The sequence below is a fragment of the Nisaea denitrificans DSM 18348 genome (genome assembly GCF_000426505.1).
Taxonomy (GTDB): Bacteria; Pseudomonadota; Alphaproteobacteria; order Thalassobaculales; family Thalassobaculaceae; genus Nisaea; species Nisaea denitrificans.
This window is the reverse complement of sequence record NZ_AUFM01000011.1, coordinates 1,329,151-1,353,088: the sequence shown is the minus strand read 5'-3', so window position 1 is coordinate 1,353,088 and position 23,938 is coordinate 1,329,151. Positions and strand designations below refer to the sequence as shown.

Annotated in this window: 22 protein-coding genes and 1 tRNA gene; 14 read left to right on the top strand and 9 right to left on the bottom strand. The window is 61.2% G+C overall.

Annotation, left to right across the window (positions count from 1 at the left end; all coding sequences use genetic code 11):
* Positions 1-580: 580 nt before the first annotated feature.
* Positions 581-790 carry a cold-shock protein gene (locus K328_RS0107325; RefSeq protein ID WP_028465424.1) on the top strand — a complete coding sequence of 70 codons (210 nt, stop codon included), beginning with the start codon at positions 581-583 and terminating at the stop codon, positions 788-790.
* Between the two features lie 149 nt (positions 791-939).
* On the opposite strand, the gene K328_RS0107320 is transcribed toward K328_RS0107325, so the two are convergent.
* Positions 940-1,836 carry a DMT family transporter gene (locus K328_RS0107320; RefSeq protein ID WP_028465423.1) on the bottom strand — a complete coding sequence of 299 codons (897 nt, stop codon included), beginning with the start codon at positions 1,834-1,836 and terminating at the stop codon, positions 940-942.
* 121 nt (positions 1,837-1,957) lie between these two features.
* Positions 1,958-2,998 carry a cyclase family protein gene (locus K328_RS0107315; RefSeq protein WP_028465422.1) on the bottom strand — a complete coding sequence of 347 codons (1,041 nt, stop codon included), beginning with the start codon at positions 2,996-2,998 and terminating at the stop codon, positions 1,958-1,960.
* 340 nt (positions 2,999-3,338) lie between these two features.
* Here K328_RS0107315 and K328_RS0107310 point away from each other — a divergent pair, with 340 nt between their 5' ends.
* The 3 genes from K328_RS0107310 to K328_RS0107300 are packed head-to-tail and all read left to right on the top strand — an operon-like array spanning position 3,339 to position 5,681.
* Positions 3,339-4,421, top strand: a complete 1,083-nt coding sequence (locus tag K328_RS0107310; protein ID WP_028465421.1) for an alpha/beta hydrolase — start codon at positions 3,339-3,341, stop codon at positions 4,419-4,421.
* Positions 4,422-4,481: 60 nt separating this feature from the next.
* Positions 4,482-4,967 carry a cytochrome P460 family protein gene (locus K328_RS0107305; protein ID WP_028465420.1) on the top strand — a complete coding sequence of 162 codons (486 nt, stop codon included), beginning with the start codon at positions 4,482-4,484 and terminating at the stop codon, positions 4,965-4,967.
* A 15-nt stretch (positions 4,968-4,982) separates the two neighbouring features.
* The gene (locus tag K328_RS0107300) at positions 4,983-5,681 is read left to right on the top strand and encodes a DUF4405 domain-containing protein (RefSeq protein WP_028465419.1); all 699 of its coding nucleotides are present in this window, start codon (positions 4,983-4,985) and stop codon (positions 5,679-5,681) included.
* Here the strand turns inward: K328_RS0107300 and K328_RS0107295 are convergent.
* The gene (locus tag K328_RS0107295) at positions 5,661-6,557 is read right to left on the bottom strand and encodes a LysR family transcriptional regulator (RefSeq protein WP_028465418.1); all 897 of its coding nucleotides are present in this window, start codon (positions 6,555-6,557) and stop codon (positions 5,661-5,663) included. The two genes, K328_RS0107300 and K328_RS0107295, sit on opposite strands and share 21 nt — an antisense overlap.
* Positions 6,558-6,740: 183 nt before the next feature.
* Between K328_RS0107295 and K328_RS0107290 the strand changes: the two genes are divergently transcribed.
* Together K328_RS0107290 and K328_RS0107285 are read left to right on the top strand one after the other, a co-directional pair.
* Positions 6,741-7,667 (top strand): DnaJ C-terminal domain-containing protein, encoded by a 927-nt coding sequence (locus tag K328_RS0107290; RefSeq protein WP_028465417.1) that lies wholly within the window; start codon positions 6,741-6,743, stop codon positions 7,665-7,667.
* Positions 7,668-7,670: 3 nt separating this feature from the next.
* A complete protein-coding gene (locus K328_RS0107285) occupies positions 7,671-7,991 on the top strand; it encodes a chaperone modulator CbpM (RefSeq protein WP_036553227.1) in 321 nt (106 codons plus the stop codon).
* Between the two features lie 48 nt (positions 7,992-8,039).
* On the opposite strand, the gene K328_RS0107280 is transcribed toward K328_RS0107285, so the two are convergent.
* Together K328_RS0107280 and K328_RS0107275 are read right to left on the bottom strand one after the other, a co-directional pair.
* Entirely contained in the window at positions 8,040-8,840 is an 801-nt protein-coding gene (locus K328_RS0107280; RefSeq protein WP_051284615.1) for a phytanoyl-CoA dioxygenase family protein, read from the bottom strand.
* Between the two features lie 7 nt (positions 8,841-8,847).
* Positions 8,848-9,771, bottom strand: a complete 924-nt coding sequence (locus tag K328_RS0107275) for a phytanoyl-CoA dioxygenase family protein (RefSeq protein WP_028465414.1) — start codon at positions 9,769-9,771, stop codon at positions 8,848-8,850.
* Between the two features lie 339 nt (positions 9,772-10,110).
* Between K328_RS0107275 and K328_RS0107270 the strand changes: the two genes are divergently transcribed.
* Positions 10,111-10,887: an NAD(P)H-dependent oxidoreductase gene (locus K328_RS0107270; RefSeq protein WP_028465413.1), complete on the top strand. Its 777-nt coding sequence runs from the start codon at positions 10,111-10,113 to the stop codon at positions 10,885-10,887.
* Positions 10,888-11,184: 297 nt separating this feature from the next.
* Here the strand turns inward: K328_RS0107270 and K328_RS26295 are convergent, their stop codons facing one another.
* From K328_RS26295 to gph, 3 genes are all read right to left on the bottom strand, one after another.
* Positions 11,185-11,772 carry a DUF4145 domain-containing protein gene (locus tag K328_RS26295; RefSeq protein ID WP_169721185.1) on the bottom strand — a complete coding sequence of 196 codons (588 nt, stop codon included), beginning with the start codon at positions 11,770-11,772 and terminating at the stop codon, positions 11,185-11,187.
* Between the two features lie 477 nt (positions 11,773-12,249).
* Positions 12,250-12,324, bottom strand: a tRNA-Val gene (locus K328_RS0107260).
* A gap of 43 nt (positions 12,325-12,367) precedes the next feature.
* Positions 12,368-13,036 carry a phosphoglycolate phosphatase gene (gene gph / locus K328_RS0107255; RefSeq protein ID WP_028465411.1) on the bottom strand — a complete coding sequence of 223 codons (669 nt, stop codon included), beginning with the start codon at positions 13,034-13,036 and terminating at the stop codon, positions 12,368-12,370.
* 230 nt (positions 13,037-13,266) lie between these two features.
* On the opposite strand from gph, the gene glmU reads away from it, so the two are divergent.
* The 7 genes from glmU (at position 13,267) to gor (ending at position 23,046) form a co-directional block, all read left to right on the top strand.
* Positions 13,267-14,646 carry a bifunctional UDP-N-acetylglucosamine diphosphorylase/glucosamine-1-phosphate N-acetyltransferase GlmU gene (gene glmU, locus K328_RS0107250; protein WP_028465410.1) on the top strand — a complete coding sequence of 460 codons (1,380 nt, stop codon included), beginning with the start codon at positions 13,267-13,269 and terminating at the stop codon, positions 14,644-14,646.
* Positions 14,647-14,671: 25 nt separating this feature from the next.
* Positions 14,672-16,495 (top strand): glutamine--fructose-6-phosphate transaminase (isomerizing), encoded by a 1,824-nt coding sequence (gene glmS, locus K328_RS0107245; protein WP_028465409.1) that lies wholly within the window; start codon positions 14,672-14,674, stop codon positions 16,493-16,495.
* 35 nt (positions 16,496-16,530) lie between these two features.
* Positions 16,531-17,739, top strand: coding sequence for a diaminopropionate ammonia-lyase (locus tag K328_RS22930; RefSeq protein ID WP_051284614.1), 1,209 nt, complete (start codon positions 16,531-16,533; stop codon positions 17,737-17,739).
* Positions 17,736-18,899: a M24 family metallopeptidase gene (locus tag K328_RS0107235; protein ID WP_036553225.1), complete on the top strand. Its 1,164-nt coding sequence runs from the start codon at positions 17,736-17,738 to the stop codon at positions 18,897-18,899. The genes K328_RS22930 and K328_RS0107235 overlap by 4 nt, the downstream gene beginning before the upstream one ends.
* Positions 18,900-18,977: 78 nt before the next feature.
* A complete protein-coding gene (locus K328_RS22925; RefSeq protein WP_205620589.1) occupies positions 18,978-19,793 on the top strand; it encodes a maleate cis-trans isomerase family protein in 816 nt (271 codons plus the stop codon).
* A gap of 132 nt (positions 19,794-19,925) precedes the next feature.
* On the top strand, positions 19,926-21,398 hold the full coding sequence (locus tag K328_RS0107225; protein WP_028465407.1) for an NAD-dependent succinate-semialdehyde dehydrogenase: 1,473 nt from the start codon (positions 19,926-19,928) through the stop codon (positions 21,396-21,398).
* Between the two features lie 268 nt (positions 21,399-21,666).
* On the top strand, positions 21,667-23,046 hold the full coding sequence (gor, locus tag K328_RS0107220; protein WP_028465406.1) for a glutathione-disulfide reductase: 1,380 nt from the start codon (positions 21,667-21,669) through the stop codon (positions 23,044-23,046).
* A 38-nt stretch (positions 23,047-23,084) separates the two neighbouring features.
* Here the strand turns inward: gor and K328_RS0107215 are convergent, their stop codons facing one another.
* A complete protein-coding gene (locus K328_RS0107215; RefSeq protein WP_028465405.1) occupies positions 23,085-23,933 on the bottom strand; it encodes a c-type cytochrome in 849 nt (282 codons plus the stop codon).
* Positions 23,934-23,938: the final 5 nt, after the last annotated feature.

Genomic DNA, 23,938 nt, shown 5'->3' with positions numbered 1-23,938 from the left:
TGCGCTGCGCGTAGATGGTGAGTTTCTCGTCAGCAGCGTCAATTCTAGCAATACGTCGTATCGATCGTTGCCAGAACGCCCAACAGGGCAGATTAACAATACGGCAGCTGATCTACGCAAGCTTCCAGAACAGAAAAAGGTCATCTTCCGCTGCCAGTTTGGCGCGATTTGGGGGTGACCGGTGAAAGAGCCTACTTGAAACAGTTTAACGACCTTGGCCAAGCCAAGTCCCACCTTCGAGCCGATACAGCCGAAGGACACAGCATTCCCACTCCAACTCCCATTCAGGACGAAGTGACCCCTGCCATGCAGGCGGCTGAGCGCGTTCAGCATCAGGCTGACGCGATCAAGAGTTCGTCCCCGATTCAATCCCGGCGGTCCGTTTTGGACCCGCGCCGTATTGAAAAGAATGCGCGACGTACCGACATGTCGGGCGAACGCACACCTGGCCCCGATGCTCCGACGGCGGGACTTTTCCGCATGTTGGGCAATATCGGTGCCACAACACCAGCTGTCCCCGCCTGAAGGCGGCAACAGGAACGACCACCAGACTACAACGATCAGTATAAGGAATATGATCATGGCTACAGGTACAGTGAAATGGTTCAACACCACCAAGGGTTATGGCTTCATTCAGCCGGATGATGGCAGCAACGACGTGTTCGTTCACGCCACTGCCGTTGAGCGTGCAGGCATGCACGGCCTGAACGAAGGCGACAAGATCAGCTACGACATCGAAGAAGACCGCCAGCGCGGCAAGTCTTCCGCTGCTAACCTGAAAATGGTCTAAGCCAGACCTTTTCGGATATATCCCGGGCGGCATTGTTCACCAGAACAGCGCCCCCGGGGCGGCCTTTCGGAATGCGGCTTACTGAGCCTGTTGCGTGACGGTCTGAAGAACGCCAATCCATTTTATGGGTTGGCGTTTTTCGTTTCCGGTCAGTTTCCCCCGCGCACGACCCGTTCGCGGTGGAAGGTGTAGATGCCGCTGGCAACGACGATGGTGGCGCCGATGATTGTCGCCAGGTCGGGCAGGTCATCGTAGATCAGATATCCCCACAGCACCGCCCAGGGCAGCATCAGGTAGTTCAGCGGCTGCAGGACGCTCGCCGGCGCGAGTGACAGGGCCTTTATCAGCAATCCGTGACCGGTCAGGCCGATGACACCAATACCCGCCATCAAGGCCAGCCCCTGCCAGTCCGGCGTGATCCAGAAGAACGGGCCGACACAGGTCATCGCCACGAGCCCGGTAATACCCGTATAGAGCACCGTCGTGCTGGCGTCGTCGTAATGAGCGGCCTTGCGCGTCAGGACCTGATAGACGGCGAAGAGGGCAATGCCGAACAGCGGTACCAGCAGCATCGCATCGAAGGCGGCGAAGCCCGGCCGGATGATGATCAACACGCCAATCGCACCGACACCGATCGCACTCCAGCGCCGGATGCCTACCTGCTCCCGCAGCAATGGCACGGAAAGGGCGGTGGTGATCAGCGGACCGGCGGCGGCGATGGCCTGGACATCCGCCAGCGGCAGATGGCGCAGGGCCACGATGAAGACGAGAATTTCGCCGGCCAGCAGGAACCCGCGGGCGAGCTGCAGGAGCGGTGCGCGGGAGGCGAAAACCCGGCGCCCCCGTTTGCGCAGGCCGTGCGCCAGCGTCACGCTGGCAAATACCATGTAACGCACCCAGAGGATCTGTGGCGCCGGATAGATCTGCGCCGCCATCTTGGTCAGCGTGTCCATCACCGAGAAGGCGAAGGTGACGGCGAACATGATGCCGACACCGGCGCGCGTGCCGTCTGCGTCCTCGGACGCTCCGAAACGATCCATCGCCATGTCTTCGCCGCGCCCTCTGCCGGTGCTGCACGATCCCGAACGCCGTGCCGCAGAGAGTCAATTGACAGGGATCACCGCCCGCTGTCCAGCGCAATGGCGGGCGGCGAAGAGCGGTGCGCCGTCAGACCGTGGCGACTGGGGTAGCCGGTGAGCCGACGACGCCCGGCAGGCGCAGCGGCGGGGCTGTCAGCAGGAAGCGCGACCGGTTCTGGGCGCGCAGCCACAGCGCCAGGTCGTGCAGGTACCACAGCTCGCCGAGATGGACTCCGAGCTTGAAGATGCAATGGTGATGCAAAGGCATGAACACCGTCGCATCGTCCGGCAATGGGGCGTGCGGGTCCTCGACGCCGTAATTATCCGCGATCAGGACAGAGAGACCGCTGTCGGTGATCCAGTTCAGCAGGCGCTCGTCCCGGCCGTCCAGCACGCAGCAGGCATGCAGCAGCGTGTCTTCGTCCGGCTCCTTGTTCATGTCCATGATGACCTTGGTGAAGGCGGTATGCAGCAGCACCATGTCGCCTTTCTCGACGATCACCTTGTCCGCTTCCATGATCTGCATGAGCTGGTCGTAGCCGACATAGGTCCGTTCCCGGCCGAGATGCTTCTCGATGTCGATCAGCACGCCGCGGCCCTGGACGCAGGTCTCGGCCATGTTCTCGATGCCGAGCCGCTTGGCGTCGGTGCCCTCGAAGCGGGTATGCTCGCTGCCCGGCTGCTCGCTGGTCGGCCCGGCGATATGCTCGCCGCCGCGCCAGCCGTTGTAATAGACGATCTCGGCCTCGCCATCGCCGTCCGCATCGAAGCGCGCGCCGATATGGCAGAGGCTGTCCCACTGGGTTGAATATTGCAGGCACAGCAGCACGGAATCGTCCGAGATCACGTCGACCAGACGCTCGTCATTCAGGCTGAGCGGAAAGTTGAAATTCGCCAAACCGCCGCGCGCCGTGGCGAAATGCCGGGGAGGGAAGCGCCGTGGGTTGAGCAGCCGCTTGCCCGGATAATCCAGCGGCAGGGACAGGCAGAACGTCTCGCCGGTCTGCACCTCGGTCACGCCCTGGCGAACCTTCTCGGCCGTCAGCAGATTGATCCGGCCCTTCTCGTCATCCGCCCCGAAATCCCCCCAGGTCGACCCCTCAGGACGGTTTTTCCACCGCTTGTTCATCGCTTCCTCGCCACTGTTTTTTGATTTTGTGCGCCGGTCGGGCGCGAGATGGGGAGAGTGTCGGACGGAGTGGCGGGTCTGGCAAGGGGCGACCCTTGGGTGTGAGGCTCGCCAAGTCTCGTGCGCGTCGGTCAAAAGAGCATTAATCCTGACGGCCGGTGGGCCGTTTATTTAGTGCCCGTCCCGTGTCCGATTTTCCTGAATCGAACGTCCTGCCATTTTAATGCGGGTTACTTATTAGAGTGGCTAATTAAACCTATCAGATTTTGCGATCTAATAATTATTTGCTGTGAGGTCATATTGAGGTCGGTCCGCATTTCGGCAGGGAGCGACGATCTTGATGTCCAGAACAATTCTCGCAGCGATGCTGCTTACTTCGGCGTGCATCGGTTCGGTGCCAATGGCCCTGGCCCAGGGGGCCGGCGAACACGGACCACTGACGATCAGGGAGCAGGGCAGCTTTACCGCCGGTGGAACGATTTCGACAGAGCCGGGCTCTTTTGATCCGCGGAAACCGTTTGAACCAGCGGGCCAAACCTACCGTGGCGATCATCTATACACATTTTACCAGATCCCGGTCTCGCCGCGTAAATACCCGATCGTGATGTGGCATGGCTATGGCCAGTTCTCCAAGACCTGGGAGACCACTGCGGATGGCCGGGAGGGGTTCCAGAACATCTTCCTGCGCCGGAAATTTCCGGTCTATCTCATAGATCAGCCGCGCCGCGGCAATGCCGGCCGCAGCATGGCCGGTACGACGCTCACTCCGAAGCCGGATGAGCAGTTCTGGTTCGGTCAGTTCCGGGTGGGAGTCTGGCCTAACTATTTCGATGGCGTGCAGTTTCCACGCGATGCGGAATCGCTGGACCAGTATTTCCGGGCGATGACTCCGGATACCGGTCCTCTCGACGTAAATCTCATGTCCGACACTGTCTCGGACCTTTTCGGCAAAATCGGCCCGGGGATTCTTTTTACCCATTCCCATAGCGGCGGCATGGGCTGGTCGGCTGCGATGAAGAGTGCCGATATCAAGGCAATCGTCGCCTTCGAGCCGGGCAGCGGGTTTACGTTCCCGGAAAGTGAAGTGCCCGACCCGCTGCCGAGTTCCTTCGACACGCTGAAAGGCGTGCCTGTGGCCATGTCGGACTTCCTGAAGCTGACCAAGATCCCAATCATCATTTTCTACGGGGACAATATCCCCGGCACGCCAACCGATATCCCGACGCAGGATGCATGGCGGGTGCGTCTCGAGATGGCGCGTATCTGGTCAGAGACGGTGAACAAGCACGGCGGAGACGTAACCCTCGTGCATCTCCCGGATATCGGCATTACAGGCAACACCCACTTCCCGTTCTCAGATCTGAACAATGTCGAAATCGCGGACCTTGTATCGAAGTTCCTTACGGAAAAGGACCTCGATTGATCCGCCAAATTGGCGGCTCCGAAAGTCCGTTTCGATCCACCTAACCAAACGAGGTCATCAATGATGAAGCTTGTTGTCCGGCTTTCTCTTGCGTCCCTGTTCGCCGCTGGCGCCCTGTTTGCCGGAACGCCAGTCCGGGCGGAGCCGAACCGCGTCATGTTCCCTGAGAATCTTGATGAACTGGTGCACTACACCACCGTCAGACGCGGTGAAGTGACGGAACACATCATGACCACGCGCGAGGCGATAGACGCGGTCCGGAACGGCCAGCCTATCCCTTCCGGCACGCATTTCGTCCTGGTCGATTACCGGGATGAGGAGGTCTACCGGTACTTTGTCATGGAAAAGGGCAAAGGGTACGGGGCCGAGTATGAGGAACGCCGCCGCACCGGTGACTGGCAGTTCCAGTGGTTCTGGCCGGACAGGTCAATCAACATGGACGAGAACACCGCCCGCTGCCAATCCTGCCACAGCAGCCAGGAAGACAGCGAGTACCTCTTCACCGGCTACCGCATTCCCCGGTTCGACGGCTCGCCCGTCGAGTAAGCGATAGGGCTGCTGATGATCTCCTTTTTTCACACGCGTCTGCTGTTCGATCTCGTTACGGCGGCCCTCCTGCTGTTCTGCTTCTCCTATTGGTGGCTCGGTAACGCCGCGCATGAACTGGCGGGAACAGCGATGTTCCTGCTTGTCATTACGCATAACGTCTTAAATCGACGCTGGTACGGCACGATATCGAGGGCGCGTCGCCAGCCGCGCGGTCTGGTCAACATTCTGGCTACCGCGGCACTGCTTGCGACGATGCTCGTGCTGCTCGGTAGCAGCGTGCTGATCTCCGACGCCTTGTCCGGGTTCATGTCGCCTTTTGGCGGCTTCACCGTGAGGCAAATCCATACACTCGCTGCCTATTGGGGGCTGGTGCTGGTAGCGGTCCATCTGGGGCTGCGATGGCCCCTGCTTATGGGGGTGGCCGGTACTCTGTTCGGGATCTCGCGCCCATACGCCGCCCGTACCGCCGTGCTCCGGACCGTCGCCGCTGCGATCGCGATCCATGGCGTATGGAGTTCGTTCGAGCTTGGCCTCGGCACCAAGCTTATGATGCGGATGACACTCGACTGGTGGAATTTCGAGGCCTCGGTCGCTGGATTTTTCGTCCACTGTATCGCGGCCGCCGGGCTCTATGCCGTGCTGACTTACTATATTATGGGGTGGATCCAGCGTCGCATTCGCCGGGCGAGGTCAGCTTCCGCGGTAGCGTAGCGCGTCTACCAGCATGCTTAGAGCCGGCGATGAATGCCGGCGGCTTGGATAGTAGAGATGGTATCCGGGAAAACAGGGGCACCAATCCTCCAGAACCCGGATCAGCCGCCCGGTCAAAATATGGGGGAGAACCTGGTCTTCCGGCATGTAGGCGAGCCCGAGCCCGTCCAGAGCCGAGTGTAGCCGCATGGCGAGATTGTTGAATACAAGCTGACCTTCGCCGCGTACCTTCACCTCGCGGCCACCATTCTCAAGGCCCCAGGGAAACAGCCCGCCATAGGTCGGAAGCCGCATGTTGATGCATTTGTGGGCGGTCAGATCCTGCGGTGCCTGCGGCGGTGGATGCCGCTCGAAATAATTGGGCGACCCGACGACCGCCATCCGCATCTGCGGGCCGATGCGCACGGCGATCATATCCTTGGCCAACTGCTCACCCAGCCGGACCCCGGCGTCGTATCCCTCGGCGACGATGTCGGTGAGGCCGTAATCGACGATGATTTCGACATTGATATCGGGATGGTCCGGCAGGAACCTTTTCAGAGCGGGTTGCAGGACCGAGATTGCGGGATGTTCCCCGGCGGTGATGCGGACGGTTCCGGCCGGTTTGTCGCGCAATTCGCTCAATGCAGCGAGTTCCGCTTCGATATCCTCGAACCTTGGCGCGACAGTACGTAAAAGGCGTTCGCCAGCTTCCGTAGAGGCCACACTTCGCGTCGTCCGGGTCAATAGGCGCAGGCCGATCCGCTCCTCCAGCGCCCGGATCGTCTGGCTCAGGGCGGACTGAGACACTCCGAGCTTCGCCGCAGCACGCGTGAAACTCCGTTCCTTAGCGACGGCGGCAAATGCAGCCAAATCATTGAAGTTCTCGTTCGCCATTAATTAGCTCGACTAATAATTAGATCGCGATAATAGCGCTTAAGCACTGGGGCTAAAAGCGTCACGATACTGCATTACTGCGGCTAAAAATCACGGAGGCCACCCATCCATTGCGGACCTTCCCGAATGAAGTATCGTGTCTTTCTAACTCCAGTTGCGTAACCGCAGAGGAAGAGTGCCACCGTGGCGGACGAACTATACGAGGTGCTGGGCGTCTCCAAGGATGCGTCCAGCGATGACATCAAGAAGGCCTACCGGAAGCTGGCGAAGAAGTACCATCCGGACCTCAACCCCGGCGACAAGGCCGCGGAGGAGACGTTCAAAAAGCTTCAGGCTGCCAACAACCTGCTGTCCGATCCGGAAAAGCGGAAGCAGTACGATGCCGGCGCCATCGATGCCGAAGGGAACGAGACCCGGCAGCATTATTACCGCGACTATGCGGGGGCAGGCGGGGAGCATCCCTACCAGTCGAGCGCAGGGTATGAGGATATCAGCGACGTCTTCTCGGATTTGTTCCGCGCCCATGCACGGGGTGGGGGCGCACGGGGTGCAGATGGCGCCGAGTTCCGGATGCGCGGCGGCGATGTCCGCTATTCGATAGAAGTCCCTTTTCTCGAAGCGATCAACGGCGCGAAAAAGCGTGTCACCATGCCGAACGGCAAGGTGCTGGATCTTTCTATTCCGGCCGGATTGCACGAGGGCCAGATTCTCAGGGTGCGCGGTCAGGGCATGCCGGGACATGGAGGCGGTCCGGCCGGTGATGCCTATGTCGAGGTCCACGTCGCGGCGCATCCCGGGTTTCGCCGCCACGGCAACAATATCCATACCGACCTTCCCATCGGCCTGCATGAAGCGGTTCTCGGCGCCAAGGTCCGGGTGCCGACCGTGACGGGCGCCGTGACCATGAGTGTTCCGGCAGGCTCCAACAGCGGGGATACCCTGCGGCTGCGCGGCAAGGGCGTGCCTGCCTCGGGCGGTCGTTCTGCGGGCGATCAGGTGGTGACGCTGCGGGTGCAATTGCCGAAAGAGCCGGACGATGAGCTGAAGACTTTCCTTGAGGAGTGGGCGAAGACCCATTCCTACGATCCGCGCACGGAAAAGGAGGGCTGAGTCATGCGGGAAGAAGCAGAAATCCTCGGCCTGTTTTCCGAGCTTCGGCGCGAGACGCTGCATGTCTGGATCGAGCGCGGCTGGCTTGCGCCGGTGCGCGGCAGCGACGGATATGTGTTCCAGGAAATCGACGTGGCCCGGCTGCGTCTGATTGTCGAATTCCGTACCGATCTGGCACTGGACGATGAAGCCCTTGATGTCGTTCTGCCGCTGCTCGACCAGGTGCACGGCCTGCGCCGCGAGCTGCACCGGCTTGCCGACGCGGTCAATGCCCAGCCGCAGGACGTGCAGGCGCGGATCTCGGCGCATCTTGAGGAAAACTGACAGGCGCCGCGTCGATAACGGAAGGCGTTAAGCCACCGGTTTTGTGGCTCAGCCCTGCTTGCCGTCCAGCATCACCGCGTTCCGGGCGCCCGCGATTTCGGACCAGTGCGCCAGATCCTGTTTGGTCATCAGGCCCGCCGGCGGGCGGCAGGGCCGGAAGTTTCCGTACCGGTCCTCGCCGCGCACCAGCATCGCGGCCATGTTGCCGCCGTCGGTCTGCCGGGCATGGGCCGGGATGTAGCGGATGGCGAGGCCGATGCGGCGGTCGTCTGTCCGGTTCGGATGGGAGGCGTGGAAGACACGGCCGTGATGGATCGACATCTGGCCGGGCATCAGCTCCGCCTCGGTCGCGTCCCGTTCGTCCACCTTCACCGCGACTTCCTGACCGCGTGTCAGCAGATTGTCCTCGGCGAACGTGTCGCTGTGATCGACCTGCCGGTCCTGCGAGCCGGCCACGAACCGCATGCAGCCGCTTTCCTTCGTCGCCGGCGACAGGGCAACCCAGGCGGTGACCTCTTCCTCGGTCTCCAGGCCCCAGTAGTGCAGGTCCTGATGCCAGGAGACAAAGCTCTTGGTGTTCGCGTCCTTGATGAAGAACGGCGCGTCGAGCACCAGCAGGTCCGGCCCCAGGATCTCCGCGATGACGTCGGTGATTTCAGGGCGCCGGGTGATCTCGTCGACAAAAGGCAGGGCGAGGTTCGGATAGCGCCTGAGGATCTTGCGGAAACTCTTGTCGGCGCCGTGCCGGGCCTCGGCCTCTTCCAGTTGCCTGCGATAGCCCGCCGCGTCCTCCGCCGACATCACATTGATCGGGCAGACGAAACCGTCGCGTTCGAATGCTTCTTTCATTCTGCTCTCACGCTCCAACTTTTTCGCGGGCGGTAAAGGCGCTGCGGGCGCCACCGGATTTCTGTGTCTTGAAGATCGATCCTGCGTCCGGGGCAGGCGGCAGCGGCAGGCGCATTGGCACCGCCTCCGCGCGCGGCTCTGTGGTCATGTTGCCGGTGATCACGCTGTCCGCGAAATGGTCCCAGAGCGCCTGCCCGCCGCCGGATGCAAGCTTCCCGTAGCTGGCCGAGCCGACCAGCGGCCAGGCATCGGCGGCTCGGCATTCGTAGAACAGGATCAGCCGGTTGCGATCGGAAAGGTTCGGCGCCGAGCCGTGCAACGTGCGGACATGATGCACGGTCATCGATCCCGCCTTGCCGGTGAGCGTCACGGCCTTCTCGTGGTCGAACAGCGGGTCCTCCGGATCGACCGCTCCGCAGAACACCCCGCTGTCGGCGGAATGGTGGGAGAGCACCGGGCCTTTATGCGTGCCCGGGATCACCTGCAGCGGCCCGTTCGCCTCGTCGACATCTTCCAGCATCAGCCCGAAGGCCAGCATGTCGTCGTTCGAATGCGGGTAGAAGGCCCAGTCCTGATGCCATTCGACAGCCGCGCCGCCGCCCGGCGCCTTGGTGTTGAGTTTGCTGGTCTGGATCATGGTGTCGGGGCCGAGCAGGGCAGCCAGCACCTCCGTCATGCGGGAGTTTTTCAGCACGTCCCAATAGTAGGGATCCTGCTTGTGCGGCAGTTTGATACGGGTGAGGCGTGGCTGTGCCGCCGTGTGCCCCTCGTCGAGGTCGAAGACATCGTCACTTTCGGTCACGGCGCGGGATTTCTCGATCAGCCCGTAGGTGATTTCCCGCAGCCTGGCGAGCTGTTCGGGACTCACCGCATTCTCGACCATCAGGTAGCCGTTCTCGCGATAGAACGCGATATCCTCCGCATTCAGCATCGGTAGTCCTCCCACAATTTCGCCGGAAGACTTGAGCCGACCGGCACGCGTTTCTTGTTTGAAGGGAAGTATGAACCGGAAAATCCGCGCGGGAATCGCGATTTTGGCCGGACTGCGCTTGCGATCGGTCAGTAATGCGCTGCATTGGAACGGATGCCTGCCTCCGATGTCGGTCCCCGGTTGCCGCTCTATGAAAACGGCCTCGGCTCCGGGCCGGTATCCGGACCAGTATCACCCCCGGGCGACTCTGCCGCCCCGATCAATGACGGGATTTCGGTCTTGGACGATTGTGAACGATGCTCCCCGTTCGTCGGGATCAATTGAAGTAAGGGTCTGAAAATGAAAGCACATATCGTACTCGCGCATCCGGAGCCGAAATCCTTCAACGCGCATATGGCGGCACTGGCCCGGGACACTCTGCAGGACAGAGGGTGGCAGGTCACCACGACCGATCTCTATGCGATGGGGTTCGATCCGTGCGAGCGAGCGGCGCATTATCAGGATGTTTCCGATGCCGGGCGTTTCGATGCCCAGGCCGAACAGCGCTATGCATCTGACAACAAAACGCTGCCGCCGGAAGTGCGTCATGAACTCGATCTGCTGGATCAGTCGGATCTGGTGATCCTGCAATATCCGATGTGGTGGCACATGCCGCCGGCCATCCTGAAGGGATGGTTCGACCGTGTGTTTGTGTACGGCGACGTCTATTCCAGTCAGCGAAAGATAGAAAACGGACGGTTCTTCGGGAAAAAGGCGATGCTTTCCTTGACCGTGGCTCCAAGCCGGGACGCCTATGCCTTCGATGGCCGGTGCGGTGAGATCAGCCTGCAGCTCTGGCCGATCAATTTCTCGCTCACCTATGTCGGCTTTTCCGCGCTTGAGCCGCAGGTGACCTATGGCGTGACGTCGGGGGCTTTCAATGCGCGGCCAGAGGATCACGAAGAGCGGCTGCAAAAGGCGCAGGACGATTATGTAAGGCGCCTGCAAAACATCGAGAACGAAGCGGAAATGCCGTTCAACACCATGTCGGATTGGGGCGAGGATGGACGGATCAAAGCCTCCGCACCGTCTCACAGCCCGTTCATTCGCCACAGTGAGCGGCTGGACTACAGCTGAGTGGGGACCTGCTGAGGGATTGCCGAAGCGATAACGCTAGGGCGCGGGACGATAATCCGGACTTTGAGAATGGTGGGCGCGACAGGGATTGAACCTGTGACCCCTGCCGTGTGAAATCAGCTATCCAATACCCAAAGTAGATATCTTAAGATATTCAATAGGTTAGCTTAAGGCAGGAGAAGTGCTCTCTTTTTACATCTGAAGGGAAGCAGATTTCTCTGAAAATTCAGTGAATTGAGGGGATCTCCTGTCAATATGCTTGGGGTAGCACCTGCTCATATGACGAGGAGCAATTGGTTAGTTCGATGGCCCAGTCTCCTCACTACTCTTCTCCTCATACTGTTTTCGGACGAGCGCAATTTGTTGAGGGCGTGTGAACAGTGACTTGATAAGTTCCTCTGCGAACTCGATTGCTTCTTTCGCTTCTTTTTCATTGAATTCTGGACGATGGGCGGCGTCATTGCCTAATGCCGTTACATGCTCTCCCCAATCGGCAACGTAAGCCGGTACTTCGCCAGATTTCCGCAATTCCTGAATGGCTTTCTTCAGGTTCGGGATTTCATTGAGCCCCTTCTTTTCTGCTAGGGCCATTTCGATAGCTTTTCTCGCAAGCATGCCTGCACCTTGCCAGATTCTTGCTACTCGGCTTCGAAGTGCATCGCTCAAGGCGCTTGCAACCTTGTCGGGAGTGTGGGGCGGCGCTTCTGTGCTAGGGCTTTCAGGGAATTGTTTTAAGACAGACCAATGATTAGGTAGGATGTCTCCAGCTAAATCCTTTGGCTGAGCGAATGGCCCATTGCCATTGTGCTTCAGGTGGAACATCACTCCTCGGTGGCAGTGGCTACAGTGAGCGATCAGTTCTGCCGAGTTGGACTTGCCATCCATTGACTTCCTGATGTGGCGGGCTGGATCCTCAAACTTAAACGTGGAGTTCGATGCGCCACAGTGGGGGCAATCGATTAGCAGTGAACCCATGATGTGCGATTCCTTGTAATCGGATCTTTGATCAAATCTATTATGCTGAATAGCAGGCGTATGGTCACTGTTTCGCTCCCTCTAGTTGTGATCTTTCTATCCAAAAAAAACACGAAAAAAGAGATTATGAGTGTTGTCATTGCAGGTTTCGAGTGTGGTCTTGCATAAAAGAGGCAGGGGCTGAATCCGCCGATAGGTTGATTTTTTGGGAGTGGGCGTATGATGGTTCGAATTAGAAAAAATCACTTATAATCAATGCATTATGGTTCGTTTTGGCTGGACTCTAGGGGCCATAGGTTTAGCCATCTGACATAAAATTATGTCATTATGTCAGTCGCTATCTTTTTCCATGTAGTGTGTAAGTTATTGATATTGCGGGGAAAAAGATGGTGGGCGCGGCTGGGATTGAACCAGCGACCCCTGCCGTGTGAAGGCAGTGCTCTCCCGCTGAGCTACGCGCCCGTCGCTTGACGGACCGCTCTCTTAAGGGGCGCGCTTTGTGCTGTCAAGCGAGCGATGCGATGGTTTTCGGCAAATCGCGGAAATGGTCGAGCCGGGCGGTGGCGGGGATTTCCTCCAGTGGAGTGCGGGCATAGCCGTAGCGCATCAGGATGAAGGGCATACCGGCGCCCTTGGCAGAATGGGCATCATGCTCGTTATCGCCGACCATGCAGGCCGTCTCCGGTGTGGCGCCCAGACGCTCCAGCACGGCGGCGGGATGGGCCGGGTCCGGTTTCCGGATGGGCAGGGTGTCGCCGCCGACAATGGCGTCGAACAGGTGATCGAGGCCGAGCAGGGCCAGCACCTTGTGGGTCGCCCGCTCCGGCTTGTTGGTGCAGATGCCGAGGCGGAAGCCCGCGTCTTTCAGCGCGGCCAGCGTTTCGGGCACGTCCGGATAGGGGATGGTCCTGTTGCTGGCATTCGCCTCGTACAGCGCGATGAAGCGTTCCGTCGCGGCACTGAGGGCGGCCGCGTCCGGTGTCTGGCCGCGCAGCTCCAGGCAGCGCCTCACATAGACCTGTCCGCCATCGCCGATGAAACTGCGGGCTGTGGCAAGGTCGATCGGGGCCAGGCCCATCTCTTCCAGCAGAAGATTTCCGGCGGCATGCAGGTCATGCACGGAATCGATCAAGGTGCCGTCCAGATCGAAGACGATGTGGGAAAGTGTACGCATATTGGAACCCGCCGGGGCCGTTCTGTTGTCTGGAATGTTGCCTATAGCACGGCTGGAGCGCCGTCATTGTGCCGAATTTGGCCGCGCTATATACCAGATGCGCGACCATGCCGGAGCGGGACAGCAAGCTGTTGTGAAGAGTAAGAAAACGTGACTGTCCCGGCGCAAGGCCCTGTGGCACTTTTGCCCAGTCGTATACCGTGTTGGATCCTCTTGGAAACTAGCTGTTCATGAACGCTCCCGTCGCTGTTGTCATCCTTGCCGCGGGCAAGGGAACAAGGATGAAATCGGACCTGCCGAAGGTCCTGCACCCGGTTGCCGGGCGGCCGATGCTGCATCACGTCCTGGCTGCTTCGGAAACGCTTTCGCCGGAACGCCGGGTTGTGGTGCTGGCGCCGGGCCAGGAGGCGGTGGCGGAAAGCATCGCGCCGATCCCGACGGCAATCCAGCATCCACCGCGCGGGACGGGGGATGCGGTGCGGGCAGCCCTCGGTGAGCTGGAGGGGTTTACCGGCACGGTGCTGGTGCTGTTCGGCGATACCCCAATGTTGAGCGAGGACACGCTGGAACGCATGGTCGCCGCGACGGAAGGAGCGGATGGCGCTGCCTTCGTCGTGCTCGGTTTCGAGAGCGACAATCCGGGCCGGTACGCCCGGCTGTTGCAGGATGACGCCGGGAATTTGCTGAGGATCATCGAGGCGCCTGACCTGAAGGATGAAGAGCGCGCGATCCGGCTCTGCAACGGCGGCGCGCTGGCCGTCGACGGGGCCCGGCTCGCCGACTGGCTCGGCAAGTTGGAGCCGCATAATGCGCAGGGCGAGTTCTATCTCTTCGACCTGCTGGAATTCGCCCTGGAAGAAGGCCGCCGGGGCGCTGTCGTCTGGGTCGATCCGGTGGAGACCATGGGGGTCGATTCCCGAGCCGGGCTGGCTGCGGCCGAGACGCGTATGCAGGAGCGGCTGCGGCTTCGTCTGATGGAGGCGGGCGTGACCCTCGTTGCGCCGGAGACTGTGTTTCTCAGCCACGACACCAAGATCGGCCGGGACAGCGTGGTGCAGCCGCATTGCGTCTTCGGTCCGGGCGTGACTATCGGCGAAGGCGTCGAGATCAAGAGCTTCTCTCATCTCGAAGGGGCCAAGGTGGCGGACGGCGCACGGGTCGGTCCCTATGCCCGGTTGCGGCCGGGTGCGAATCTTGGCGCCGGAGCGCATATCGGCAATTTCGTCGAGGTGAAGAACGCCACCTTCGGCGACGGGGCCAAGGCCAATCACCTGAGCTATATCGGAGATGCCAGTGTCGGCGCCGGAGCGAATATCGGTGCCGGGACCATCACCTGCAATTACGACGGCTACGAGAAGCACCGGACCGAGATCGGCGCCGGTGCCTTCATTGGCTCTAATTCCTCGCTGGTGGCGCCCGTCAATATCGGTGACGGCGCGCTTGTCGGGGCCGGCAGCATTATCGGCGACGATGTAAATCCGGACGATATCGTGGTCGTGCGTGGCGAGCGGACAGTCGGAGAGGGTGCCGCGAAGCGCTTCCGTGAGGTCCGGGCAGCCCGGAAGGCTGCCAATAAAGCCGGCAATGGCCGCAAATCCGAGAAAAAGTAAATCTGACTGAAAGGACGCCCGACGGATGTGCGGCATCATCGGAATGATCGCGAACCGGCCTGTTGCCGAACCCATTGTCGACGCGCTGAAGCGGCTGGAATATCGCGGCTACGATTCCGCCGGAGTGTCGACGCTGGACGGAGGTCCGGCCGAGCGCCGGCGGGCCGAAGGCAAGCTCTTCAATCTTGAGAAGTCCGTCACCGAACAGCCGCTTGGAGGCGCTATCGGCATCGGCCATACCCGCTGGGCAACCCACGGCGCGCCGACGGAGCGCAATGCCCACCCGCACCGGGCCGGCCGGGTGACTATTGTCCATAACGGCATCATCGAGAATTACCAGGAACTGGCGGCGGAACTCGCGGCCGAAGGCATCACGCCGGAGAGCGAGACCGATACCGAGATCGTCGCACTCTATTTCGAAAAGCTGCTGACCGCCGGAAAGAGCCCGGAAGAGGCGATGAAGGAGATCGCTCTCAGGGTGACCGGCGCCTATGCGCTGGTGCTGATGATCGACGGCGAGGAAGACCTGCTGCTCTGCGCCCGCCGGGCGTCGCCGCTGGCCATCGGGTATGGCGATGGCGAAATGTTCATCGGCTCCGACGCGCTGGCGCTGGCGCCCTTCACCCGGAAGATAGCTTATCTGGAAGACGGGGACTGGGCGATCATCCGCCGTGCGGGCGCCGAGATCCATGACGAGACAGGGGCTCCGGTTGAGCGCAAGATCAGCCTCACCGAGGCGACCGGCGCACTGATCGGCAAAGGCAATTACCGGCACTTCATGGAGAAGGAAATCCACGAGCAGCCGGAAGTCATGGGCTACACCCTGTTCCAGTATTACAGCGCCACGGACCGGTCCATCAAACTTCCGGACCTGCCGTTCGATCCAGCCACTTTGCCGAAGCTCACCATCGTTGCCGCCGGGACCAGCTTCTATGCGGGGATGGTGGCGAAATACTGGTTCGAGACATTGGCCCGGGTGCCGGTCGAGATCGATATCTCCTCCGAGTTCCGCTACCGCAACCCGGTGTTTCCGGACGGTGGGGCGGCACTGTTCATCTCCCAGTCCGGCGAAAGCCTGGATACGCTGATGGCGTTGCGCCACGCCCGTGAGGCCGGACAGCATATTCTCTCACTGGTGAACCAGCCGGAAAGTACCATCGCGCGGGAATCCGACGTGGTGCTGGGAACTCTCGCAGGCCCGGAAATCTGCGTCGCCTCGACCAAGGCCTTCACCACCCAGCTCGTCGCCCTGCTGACCATGGCGGTGGATTTCGCCCGGAAGCGCGGCACGGCGTCCGACGCGGTGCTGAACGGGGTGCTGGACAGTCTTGTCCATCTCCCGGCGCAGATCGGCGAGGTGCTGAAGGATATGGAGCGCTGGCATCCGGTCAGCCACGAGCTTTCGAAGGTTCGAGACGTGCTCTATCTCGGCCGCGGCCTGTCCTATCCGGTCGCTCTGGAAGGCGCGCTGAAGCTGAAGGAGCTGAGCTACATCCATGCCGAGGGCTATGCCGCCGGTGAGTTGAAGCACGGCCCCATCGCACTGCTTGAAGAGGGCCTGCCGGTCATCATGGTGGCGCCGATGGACCCTTGGTTCGAAAAAGTCGCCAGCAATGCGATGGAGGTTCGGGCGCGCGGCGGCAAGGTGATCCTGCTCTCGGACAAGACCGGGATCGAGCGGCTCGGCGAACTCGCCACCTGGTCTTTCGAGATGCCGGAATGCGACCCGATGGTGGCGCCAATCCTCTATACTGTGCCGGTCCAGCTGCTGGCGTATTTCACCGCGACGGAAAAAGGCACCGACGTCGACCAGCCCCGCAACCTTGCAAAGAGCGTGACCGTGGAGTAACGCGGTCGGAGTAATTTGCACGAGGAGTGGACGGGATGACGATGGAACGGGAACTGATGGCGCCGGAACTGCTTCGCCAGCACGCGGCGCATGGCACCGTCGGTGGCACCTATCCGCGCGCACTGGAGGCTGAGTTCCCGACGGGGATGGCGGAAGCTGCTATCGCGGAGATTTCATCCTGGCCGGGATACGCGCCGACACCACTCTATTCGCTCGAAAAGCTCGCCGATCATCTCGGTATCGGCGCGGTTCTCTATAAGGATGAAGGACCACGCTTCGGTCTCGGCAGCTTCAAGGCCCTTGGTGGCGCCTACGCCGTCATGCTGTTGGCCCGCAAGTGGCTGGCCGAGAACGGTCACGGCGATGCGGCGCTGGCCGATATCCGCGCCGGTAAATTTGCCAGTGCGTTGAAAGATCTGACCGTGACCTGTGCGACTGACGGCAATCACGGCCGCTCCGTCGCCTGGGGTGCCGAGATGGCGGGCTGCACTTGCGTGATCTTCATTCATGCCGAGGTTAGCGAGGGCCGGAAGCAGGCGATGGAAGCCTTCGGTGCCGAGGTCCGGCGGATCGAGGGTGACTACGACCTGTCGCTGAAATATTGCGAGAATGAGGCTCAGACGAATGGCTGGTTCGTGGTCTCCGACGCCTCCTATCCCGGCTATCTCGACATCCCGCGCGACGTCATGGCGGGCTACACGGTGATGGCGAGCGAAGTGCTGGGGCAGGCCGCAGAAGCGCCGACCCACATGTTCGTGCAGGCCGGTGTCGGCGGTTTCGCCGCCGCGATGGTCGCGCGGCTCTGGCAGGGATATGGGGACAAGGCACCGCGCTCCATCGTCGTCGAGCCGGACCTTGCCGCCTGCGCCATCGAGAGCGCACGCCAGGACAAGCCAGCCATCGTGCCGATCCATGAGGAAACCCTGATGGCCGGTCTTTCCTGCGGGGAAATGTCCCTGGTTGCCTGGCCGATCCTTTCTGCCGGATGCACCGATTACATCACGGTCGGTGAAGAAGGCGTTGGCCCGGCCATGCGGTTGCTGGCCTCGGGCGAGGCGGGCGTGAAGATCACGGGCGGTGAATCCGGCGTTGCAGGGCTGGTTGGCCTGTTGGCTGTGGCTGCCAACCTGGCGCTGAAGGAACAGCTCGGGCTCGGCCCGGACAGCCGGGTTCTGTTGATCGGCAGTGAGGGCGCGACGGATCCTGAAATTTACAAATCGATTGTCGGCGACCTGGCAGCATGAGCGCGGTGCGCGGCTTCCCCGTCTCTGAATTCGAGGCGCGGGTCGCACAGGCACACGCGCTGATGGCAGCAGACGGGCTCGACCTTCTGCTGCTGACGACCGAGCCAGAAGTGCGCTACTTCAGCGGCTTCCTGACCCAGTTCTGGCAAAGCCCGACGCGGCCCTGGTTTCTGCTTGTTCCTCGCTCCGGCAAGCCTGTAGCCGTCATTCCAGGTATCGGTGCGGCCGCAATGGAGCGGACCTGGATCGACGATATCCGGACCTGGCCCTCCCCATGCCCCGAGGATGAGGGGTTATCGCTGCTGGCCGATACGATCACGGAACTTGGCGGAGACAAACCGGTCATCGGCGTTCCGTCCGGCCCCGAATCCCATCTTCGATTGCCTCTGGCCGACTATGCGGCGCTCCGGGCGTCCTTGCCGGACGCGACTTTCCGGGACGATGCGGGCATTCACCGGCGCCTCCGCATGATCAAGTCCGAGGCCGAAATCGACAAGATTCGAACGGCTTGTCAGATGGTGTCAGGCGTGTTCGAGGATTGGCCGTCCTGGCTCAGCGTGGGGATGAGCGAGCGGGAGGTTTTCCGCGACTTCAAGATAGCCTGCCTGAAGGCCGGAGCGGATGACGTGTCCTATCTGGTCGGAGGCGCCGGGCCGGGTGGGTATGGCGATATCATCTCGCCGCCTTCGGACCGGAAGGTGACCGACGGAGACGTGCTGATCCTCGATACCGGCACGATGCATGACGGTTATTTCTGCGATTTCGACCGGAATTTCGCCATTGGAACCCCGTCCGCTGCCGTGCGTTCTGCTTATACGACAGCTTATGCCGCGACAGATGCGGCGCTGGCAGCGGCCCGGCCCGGTGCAACCTGTGCCGATCTCTTTCGTGCCATGGCGGACGTGCTGGAGGCGGGCGGCGCCCGGGTCGGCGATGTCGGCCGGCTTGGGCACGGTCTTGGCATGCAACTGACCGAATGGCCGTCGATCACGGCGACCGACCGGACGATGCTGGAGCCGGGTATGGTCCTGACTCTCGAACCCGGCCTTGAATATGCGCCGGGAAAGATGATGGTGCATGAGGAGAACATCGTGATCAGGCAAGATGGCGCGGAACTTCTCACCCGGCGCGCCTCGCAGGAACTGCCGGTCGTTCATTAAGATTTCAGTCTTGCCGGGGACGCGGTTGATCGCAGCGGCCCTGAAGCGCCATGGTGGCGCGATCGATAGGAGGATGCTTTGACGGCGCAAGATGCAGAGAGTGGCATGCAGGAGCATGAAATCGATCCCCTCATGCCGTGGCCGCACCGGCTCGGGCTGATCGTCCTGCAGACGGACGAGACCATCGAGCAGGATTTCCGTATCTTCACAGCGGACCCGTCGATTGCCTTCTACCATACGCGTATCCCCAGTTCTCCGACTGTGACGACAGAGACCTTGCGCCAGATGGAAGATCACATTCCGTCCGCTGCGTCCCTGTTGCTGAAGGAACCTCCGCTTTCCGTCATCGGCTATGGCTGTACCTCGGCCTCGACGGTGCTTGGCGAGGCGCGGGTGAGGGAGCTTGTGCAGTCGGAGCATCCGGGCGTGCCGGTGACCAATCCGTTGTCCGCCTTGAAAGCGGCTGCGGCCGCCCTCGGTGTGACACGGCTGGGTCTTGTCAGTCCCTATATCCGTTCGGTGACGGACGCGCTGGAGGCTGAGCTGTCCGAAAGCGGCACGCCTTTTGTTCAGGCCGTGGTATTCGGCCGGGAGGAAGAAAACCTGGTTGCCCGGATTGCGCCGCGCTCAATTCTGTCTGCTGCCGAAAAAGTGGCTGGCGACATGGATGTCGAGGCGGTCTTCGCCTCATGCACCAATCTGCGCGCAGCGTCGGTAATTCAGGAAGCGGAGAAGGCAACCGGCAAACCGTTCCTGTGCAGCAATCAGGTACTGGCCTGGCACATGCTGCGCCTTGCGGGCATTACCCGCACAGTGCCGGAACTTGGGCGGCTGGGAAGCCTCGGCCTTGCCCCGGTGGGTGCGGCGCCTCACGAACGTGATTGCGTAGCCTGACGGCATATCCTGTCAGGCCTTAATGGAAGAGAATTTCCCGGCGCCTGTTTGAAGATGCCGGGGTTTATGGTCCGGCTCCGTCCGGCCGGAAACGGCCGACGCTGCCGGGTGAAAGAGGGAAGGAGCCCCCTAATGGATATCAGAAGCAAACTTTCCGACCCGTCCCTGTTCTGCGAGCAGGGCTATATCGACGGCGCCTGGGTTGATGCCGATGGCGGCGGCAAGGTCGATGTGACAGACCCGGCGACGGGCGATGTGGTCGGAACTATCCCCGATATGGGCGCGGACGAGACGCGCCGCGCAATCGAGGCGGCGAATGCAGCCTGGCCGGAATGGCGTGCAAAGACGGCGAAGGAACGCTCCGCCATCCTGCGCAAATGGTTCGATCTGATGATGGAGAACCAGCGCGATCTCGGTATCATCATGACCGCCGAGCAGGGCAAGCCTCTTGCCGAAGCAATGGGCGAGATCGCCTATGGCGCCTCCTATGTCGAGTTCTACGCTGAGGAAGCGAAACGGATCTACGGCGACATCATCCCAAATACCGCCGACGGCAAGCGTATCGTCGTGCTGAAGCAGCCGGTCGGTGTCGTCGGCTCGATCACGCCGTGGAATTTCCCGAACGCGATGATCACCCGCAAGGCGGCTCCTGCACTGGCAGCGGGCTGCACTTTCGTCTCCAAGCCGGCCAAGATGACGCCGTTCTCGGCAATCGCACTGGCCGTTCTGGCGGAACGCGCGGGTATCCCTAAAGGCGTGTTCAACGTGGTCTGCGGTGCCAGCTCGTCCGCCATTGGCAATGAGCTGACCCACAGCAAGCTGGTCCGCAAGATCACCTTCACCGGCTCGACCGAGGTCGGCAAGACGCTGATCGCGCAGTCGGCTTCGACGGTGAAGAAGGTCTCCATGGAGCTTGGCGGCAACGCCCCGCTGATCATCTTCGACGATGCGGATATCGATGAAGCCGTGAAAGGCGCGATCATCTGCAAATACCGCAATGCCGGTCAGACCTGCGTCTGCGCGAACCGGATCTTCGTGCAGGACGGCATCTATGATGAGTTCGCCAAGAAGTTCGCGGCGGCGGCCAAGGCGATGAAGATGGGTAACGGTTTCGGTGACGGTGTCACGGTCGGCCCGCTGATCGAGGCGGCGGCGGTCGACAAGGTGGAAGAGCATGTGCAGGACGCGGTTGCCAAAGGCGCGAAAGTTGCCGCCGGTGGCACCCGCAGCAATATAGGCGCGCTGTTCTATGAGCCGACCGTGCTAACCGGGGCAACCCGTGACATGGCGATCTTCCGCGAGGAAACTTTCGGCCCTGTGGCCCCGCTCTTCCGTTTCAAGACGGAAGAAGAGGTGATTGAGCTGGCAAACGATACCGAGTTCGGCCTCGCCTCCTACTTCTATGCCCGGGATCTCGGCCGGGTCTGGCGGGTAGCGGAAGCGCTGGAATATGGCATGGTCGCGATCAACGAGGGGATCTTGTCCTCAGAAGTTGCGCCGTTCGGTGGCGTAAAGGAATCCGGCCTCGGCCGCGAAGGCTCGAAATACGGCCTCGATGACTATCTCGAGATCAAATACCTGCTGATGGGCGGCCTGAACGGCTGAACCGCACATTTTTAGAAGAAAAGGCGGCCGTCGTGCCGCCTTTTCTGTTTCTGAAGACGATGCGCGGCTATGCCGGCAATTCAACTGGCGGGCTTTCCGGAAACACGGTGAATGGTCCTGCCGCCGGGAGAGTCATAGGCAGCGTTTTCGAGTGGATTAGGCCCCGCTTCGTTGACTGTCTTGTGGTGGACAGGCATCAATTGCGTTCCTATTTGTGAGCCAGTCATTAACCAGTCCTGAAATCCGACCCGACCCTTGGAGCGAGCCCGTGTCCGACTATGATTTTGATCTGATTACAATTGGTGCCGGCTCCGGCGGTGTTCGGGCAAGCAGGTTGGCTGCCGGTTTTGGTGCGAAGGTCGCGGTTATCGAGGAAGAGCGCGAAGGCGGTACCTGCGTGCTGCGCGGCTGCGTGCCGAAGAAGCTCTTCGTTTACGGCTCCCATTTCGGTCACGACATGCAGGACGGTACCGGCTACGGCTGGTCTGCGGACAATGTCAGCCATGACTGGCCGGCCATGATCGCCGCCAAGGAAAAGGAACTGGACCGGCTGCACGGCATCTATGTCAGCCTGCTGGAAAATGCCGGGGCCACACGCATTCACGGGCGCGGCACGGTGGTTGACGCGCACACGGTTGCGGTGGGCGACAAGCATTACACGGCTGAACGTATCCTGATCGCGGTCGGCGGCTGGCCGAGCGTGCCGGATGTGCCGGGCGCGGAGCATGCCATCACCTCGAACGAGGCGCTGGAGCTGCCGAAGCGGCCGGACCGGATTGTCATCGTCGGCTCCGGTTTCATCGCCGTCGAGTTCGCCGGGATCTTCAATTCCTTCGGCTCGGAAACCCATCTGGTCTATCGCGCCGATAAGGTGATGCGCGGGTTCGATGAGGATGTGCGCGATACGCTGACCGAGGAAATGTCCAAGAAGGGTATGCATCTGCACCCGGGCACCCTGCCGGACAAGATCGAGAAGGTCGGCGATGTCTACAAGGTGCATCTGAACAACGGCTCGACACTCGAAGTCGACGAAGTGATGTACGCGACCGGACGCCATCCGAACACCAAGGGCCTCGGCCTCGCTGAAGCCGGTGTGGAGCTGACCAAGGGTGGCGCTGTCGTGGTGAACGAATGGTCCCAGACCTCCGTGCCCAGCATCTACGCCGTCGGCGACGTGACGGACCGGATCAACCTGACGCCGGTTGCCATCGCCGAAGGGCATTCCTTTGCCGAGACGGTCTTCAACAATCGTCCGATGCAGGCCGATCATCGGGACGTACCGAGCGCCGTCTTCAGCCAGCCGCCGATTGGCACGGTGGGGCTGACGGAAGCCGAGGCGCGGGATCAGTACGGAGAGATCGACGTCTATGTCGCCGGGTTCCGGCCGATGAAATACACCCTGACGGACAATCCGGAGCGCGGCATGCAGAAGCTGATTGTCGACCGTGCGTCCGACCGGGTGGTCGGAGCCCACATGGTCGGCCTCGATGCGCCGGAAATCATTCAGGGCCTCGGTATTGCCATCAAGGCCGGTGCCACGAAAGCCGAGTTCGACGCCACCATCGGTATTCACCCGACGGCGGCGGAAGAGTTCGTCACTATGCGCACCAAGCGCCCGGATCCGGAGGAGCGGCAGGCGGCGGAATAAGGGTCAGATTCTCCGCCGGCGTTCAGCCGGTCGCGCTTCTACTGTGCGCTTTCCTTTGGCGGGAGCGTGCGGATGAAGGCGACCAGTGCGGCCATGTCCCGGTCGTTGATCGAAGCGTAGTAAGAGATACCCATCGGCGGGAAGATATGGGTGCCGTCCGGGCGCATGCCGGTGCGGATCACGGTTGCGAGCTCAGAGTCGCTATAGTCCGCCACATTCCCGTCCGCGTGCGGTGTGATGTTGCTGGATACCGAAATTCCCCACGGACCCTCGAATTTCAACCCGCCTGCGCCGGTCTGCTTCTCGTAGTCAAACCGGCCTTTGACCATTGGCGTGTGGCATTCGAGGCAGTGGCCGGCTGGTCCGGCGAGATAGGCGCCGTAGTCGAGAATGTTTTCCGGGCGCGGTTCGGGAACGGAGCCGACCGGCGGTCCGTATGCAGGGGGCAGAGGAATGCGGTATTCGGACTTCGGAACCGCGTTCGAGACTGCCGGAACCTGCATCACGTAGGTCGCGATGGCCTCGACGTCCCGGTCGGAAAGATGACGGTACATGCCGAACGGCATGGGCGGCCCGATCAGGTTGCCGTCCGGGCGGATGCCGTCGCGGATCGCCCTAATCAGCTCGGCCTTGGTCCAGTTTCCGATCCCGGTTTCCTTGTCCTGAGTGATGTTCGAGGCGAATGCTGTGAATTCCGGTGTGTCAGCGATGATCGTGCCGGCAAACTCCAACCCTGGGGCTGGGCCGTTCGGCGTCTGTGCCGTGTGGCAGTTGCCGCAGGCCACGATGCCGTTGACGAGATACGCGCCGCGTTCCAGAAGCGTCTCGGCGGCAGTGTGGCTGCTGGTGGCAGCCAGGAAGACCACAATCAGAATCGAGATACGCATTTGTG